Origin of the sequence: Devosia sp., from assembly GCF_028290645.1 — a bacterium.
In the GTDB taxonomy this organism is placed as follows: Bacteria; Pseudomonadota; Alphaproteobacteria; order Rhizobiales; family Devosiaceae; genus Devosia_A.
Genome location: NZ_JAQGJL010000172.1, coordinates 1 through 2,513, shown reverse-complemented (window position 1 = coordinate 2,513; position 2,513 = coordinate 1). Strand labels below are relative to the sequence as shown.

3 protein-coding genes are annotated in these 2,513 nt (G+C 64.0%); 2 read left to right on the top strand and 1 reads right to left on the bottom strand.

From position 1 onward, the window contains the following. Window positions 1-48: 48 nt before the first annotated feature. The gene (gene hemB / locus JWQ89_RS09695) at window positions 49-1,065 is read right to left on the bottom strand and encodes a porphobilinogen synthase (RefSeq protein ID WP_299640488.1); all 1,017 of its coding nucleotides are present in this window, start codon (window positions 1,063-1,065) and stop codon (window positions 49-51) included. A 96-nt stretch (window positions 1,066-1,161) separates the two neighbouring features. Here hemB and JWQ89_RS09690 point away from each other — a divergent pair, with 96 nt between their 5' ends. Next, window positions 1,162-1,545, top strand: coding sequence for a hypothetical protein (locus JWQ89_RS09690; protein WP_299640487.1), 384 nt, complete (start codon window positions 1,162-1,164; stop codon window positions 1,543-1,545). Between the two features lie 189 nt (window positions 1,546-1,734). Continuing rightward, complete coding sequence (locus tag JWQ89_RS09685; protein WP_299640485.1) at window positions 1,735-2,244, top strand: MarR family winged helix-turn-helix transcriptional regulator; 510 nt, start codon at window positions 1,735-1,737, stop codon at window positions 2,242-2,244. The last annotated feature ends 269 nt before the right edge of the window (window positions 2,245-2,513 follow it).

Below are 2,513 nucleotides of genomic sequence, written 5' to 3'. Positions count from 1 at the left end.
GGGGGAGGGGACAGGGGTGGGGGTCCACAGCCACCTGCCGCCAAGTTCCTACGCGTTCAAAACCCGCGCCGCCTCCAGCGCAAAATAGGTCAGCACCCCGTCCACCCCTGCCCGCTTGAACCCGACGAGGCTCTCCATCATCGCGCCATCGCCATCGATCGCCCCCGCGGCCCCGGCGAGCTTGATCATCGCATACTCGCCCGACACCTGGTAGGCGAACAGCGGCACGTCGAAGGCGTCGTGGCAGCGCTGTACGATGTCGAGATAGGGCATGCCCGGCTTTACCATCACCATGTCGGCGCCCTCGGCGATGTCCTGAGCCACCTCCCGCATCGCCTCGTCAGAATTGGCGTAGTCGAGCTGGTAGGTGCGCTTGTCGCCCTTGAGGCGGCTGCCCGATCCCACCGCCTCGCGGAACGGTCCGTAGAACACCGAGGCGAACTTGGCCGAGTAGGCCATGATCGCGACATGGTCGAACCCTTCGGCGTCCAGCGCCTGGCGGATGGCGGCGACGCGGCCGTCCATCATGTCGGAGGGCGCGATGATGTCCGCGCCGGCCCTTGCCTGCATCAGCGCGGCCTTCACCATCACCGCGACCGTCTCGTCGTTGAGGATCTCGCCGTCGCGCACCAGTCCGTCCTGGCCGTCCGACGAATACTCGTCGAGCGCCACGTCGGTGATAAGCCCGATCTCCGGCACCGCATCCTTGATCGCCCTGAGCGCCCGGGCCGTAAGGTTGTCCGGGTTGAAGGCCTCGCTGCCATTCTCGTTGCGTCGATCGTCCTGGGTATTGGGGAACAGCGCCAGCGCAGGGATGCCTTCGGCCGCCGCCGCCTTCGCCGCCTCGACCGCGAGGTCGACGCTCAGCCGCTCGACGCCGGGCAGCGTCCTTATCGAAGTCCGCTCGTTCTGCCCTTCGATGATGAACAGCGGCCAGATCAGATCGTGTGGGGTCAGCACGGTTTCGCGCACCATGTTGCGCATCCAGCCGGTCCGGCGCAGCCGCCGCTGCCGGCGTCCGCCGAGAAAGCTCATGTCGTGCTTGGGCCAGTCTGTGCTCATCATCGGCGCTCCGGTCGGTCGCGGCGCTTCTAGCAGGCGCAGCCCTGCTGCGCCAAGGCTCGCGCTTGTCGCCTCGGGTGATCCGCGCTATCCACGCGCATGGACTTTCAGAGCGAACTCGCCGGCCGCTACCTGAGGATCATTGCGATCATCGCCCTGCTCCTCGGGCTTGCCGACGCGACGCGCCTGCTCGGCGTTTCGAGCGGCCCGGAAAGCCCGATCGCGCTCCTCGGTCCTGCCGGCTTCACCTATCTGGCCGTTTTCTGCATCGCCCGGCTGTTCGCCGCGGTGGGGCTCTGGATCCGCGCCAGCTGGGGCGCCGTGCTGCTGGTCGGCGCCACCGTGATCGAGCTCGGCCTGTATCTCGGCGGGGTGCGCGACGTGCAGATGGGAGCCTTCGGCTTTGCGCTGCGGCTGCTCCTCGTGGGCAGCATCGCGGTGCTGTTCTTCCTCAGCCTGCGGCTCCGCCGTGCCCACGATTGAGCCCTCGGTAACCAACGATTCAGGTTACAATTTTCTGACCTCCGGTTACTTCTCGTAAAGCCAAATTCCTGAACTTTTTCCGTAAGATAGTTTTAAGTCTACGGCTTAAGTCCATCTTATTTTGACGCCCGTAGTTTGGCCCTATGAGACGCGAACAAATCGCGCAGACGACAGGACAGTGAGGCAACAATGGCAATCAAATCCAACGCCGCAGAGGCAATGGTTCCGGAAGAGGCCCCCGGGCTGAAGCCGCTCTACCTCGAGGCCGTCAGCCGTGTCGAACGGCTCCACCGCCGGCTGCTCGACCTGATCAAGGACGAGTTCGACCGGATGGGCTGGGACGACATCAACCCCGTCCAGGCGCTCCTCATGTTCAACATCGGCGACGCCGAGATGACCGCCGGCGAACTGCGCTCACGCGGCTACTACCTCGGCTCGAATGTCTCGTACAATTTGAAGAAGCTGGTCGAGACCGGCTACATCTTCCAGGAGCGCTCGCGCTCCGACCGCCGCTCGGTCCGCATCCGGCTGACCCCGAAGGGGGAGGAAGTGGCCGAGGTGATCGACGAACTCTACGATCGTCACCTCAAGTCGATCGAGAAGGTGGGCGGCCTCAACGGCGAGACCTTCGAAGGCCTCAACAAGGCGCTCGGCCGGCTCGAACGCTTCTGGGTCGATCAGATCCTCTACAAGCTCTGATCCAGCTCACTGTTGCAGTGCTGCCACAACGCCTCATTCAACGCCGGCTTTAAGCCGGCGTTTCTTATTTGTGCCGTAAATTTCGCTATGCATCGAGCCAATTGCACGGTGCTCCTCGGCCCTCGCAAGCCCCTCTCGTACATGCGTTTCGGCCGGCCCGGCGGTTCACACCTGCTTGACCGTGTTGGTACGATAGTGGGCGCGATGGTATGAGGACCCGACCTCACGGCCCCTAGCGATTTTAGGTGAATGAATGCGGCTCAATCGGC